Genomic DNA, 1,676 nt, shown 5'->3' on the forward strand with positions numbered 1-1,676 from the left:
CCATGGCCCGAATGCTCACGTCCTGCAGTCGTAGGCTTGCGATGGCGAGGCGTTCTTCAGGTTGAAGGTGCTGGTATGAAGTAGTTTTGTCGGGCATTGCAACACCTTATACGAAATAAGTGTTGCACCTCACTTTTGAGGCCGCCGGTGAATTCGTCAGCGTTTTCAAAAGCCAAGATGTCGGTCGGCGCACTAGAGGCCGGGTAGGCAGGCGAATAGGCAAAGCTGGGGCCGATCTGGCCTGTGGGTACGTGCTGGCGGAATGCGGCAATAACTGTGGCATTAGCCAGGAATGCCACATGATTGGCGGCAAAGAAACGTTTGCGGTCTTCTACGCCGGGCGGGTGAGTGCCCAACTGAAAGGCGTTGGTGAAGTTGAAGTTCTGTTCATTCAGCGAAACCCAATACGTGACCTTGCCGCCAAAGCGCTGAAACAGCGTTATGCAATAGCGCTCGAAATCCGCAATTATCTCGCGGCTTTCCCAGCCACTGTATTCATCCTGCAAAGCTTGTGGCAAATCCCAGTGGTATAGCGTCAGCACAGGTTCGATGCCGTGAGCGATCATTTCGTCGATCAGGCGCTCATAGAATGACAAGCCCGCTTCATTAACCTCGCCCCGACCTTGCGGATAAATGCGCGGCCAGCTCACTGAGAAGCGGTACGCCTTCAGACCCATCTGGGCCATCAGCGCCACGTCCTCAGCAAAGCGGTGATAGTGATCGACTGCCACATCGCCGTTGCTGCCCTGAAAAGTCTTGCCGGGAATCTTGGTAAAAGAATCCCAAACCGACGGGCCTTTGCCGTCCACGTTCCATGCGCCTTCTACTTGGTAAGCCGCCGAGGCGGCACCCCAGAGAAAATCCGGAGGAAAGTCCTTCAGTTTCCGGTGGAACATGAGTGCGCTCCTGACGGTTCGCTGCAGCGGAAAAAATCTGATTGTGACCAGCACAAGCCAGCCAACGGCATGTTTGACGTTCGCTGCAGCGTGGTGGTGTGAATTTTACTGCACCGACCAGCAACAATCTTCCGGAAACCATATTCTCCGTGCATTCTGGCGATCAATCCACCCTAGTTAAGAAATCAAGATTCTTGCGTCATGGATTTGTCCGGTTTCGAGCGGAGTTTCCGTCTCTTTGAGATCTCTGGTCGATGATGGAAGATATGGCGGGCGATGAGGGCCAAGGCGGCTACAGGTGATATCCGGGTGAATCTGACGTGAGAACGTCCGTCGATGGGGCAGACGACCGCCCCCTAATGGCTGTGATACTGCCGTTTAGATGGCTCCCGTTTTATCTGCGAATGGCTCGTGACCGACGGCTGGCTGCAAATCCCGGTGCCGCAAAGTTGCCCATCACCGAAATGCCGGGCTTATCCGAGGGCAGCTTTCGGCGAACATTGGGAACCACGGCTCTCGGCCAATTGTTGCCGCTCGCCCTTCCTACTAAGCCGTCATTCGAACGGCTGGTCCACCCCGAAACCTGCCGGATGCCCCTATGGAAGCATCTCGGCCATTGCCACATTGAGGCGAGCTGGATTCTACGTCAGCAATGTGTTCGATTGCTGACGGGGGCGGCATCAAGCAGCCGAACGGCAGCTTCCTAACACTACAGCCGTAGTTATTTTTTCCTATACTACGTTAGTACAACTACTTTGTATAGGACTATGAAAGAGATTG

The 1,676-nt window shown here is 54.5% G+C and carries 1 protein-coding gene; it reads right to left on the reverse strand.

Translation table 11 applies throughout. The annotated features are described in order from the left end of the window. Positions 1-56: 56 nt before the first annotated feature. Positions 57-896, reverse strand: coding sequence for a glycoside hydrolase family 1 protein (locus tag AWB81_RS42730; RefSeq protein ID WP_200822646.1), 840 nt, complete (start codon positions 894-896; stop codon positions 57-59). Positions 897-1,676 lie beyond the last annotated feature (780 nt).

It is taken from the genome of Caballeronia arationis (genome assembly GCF_001544975.2).
Lineage (GTDB): Bacteria > Pseudomonadota > Gammaproteobacteria > Burkholderiales > Burkholderiaceae > Caballeronia > Caballeronia arationis.

Bases quoted from the DNA above. Each gene is read 5' to 3' on its own strand.
- AWB81_RS42730 (WP_200822646.1), bottom strand. From the start codon at position 896: ATGTTCCACCGGAAACTGAAGGACTTTCCTCCGGATTTTCTCTGGGGT.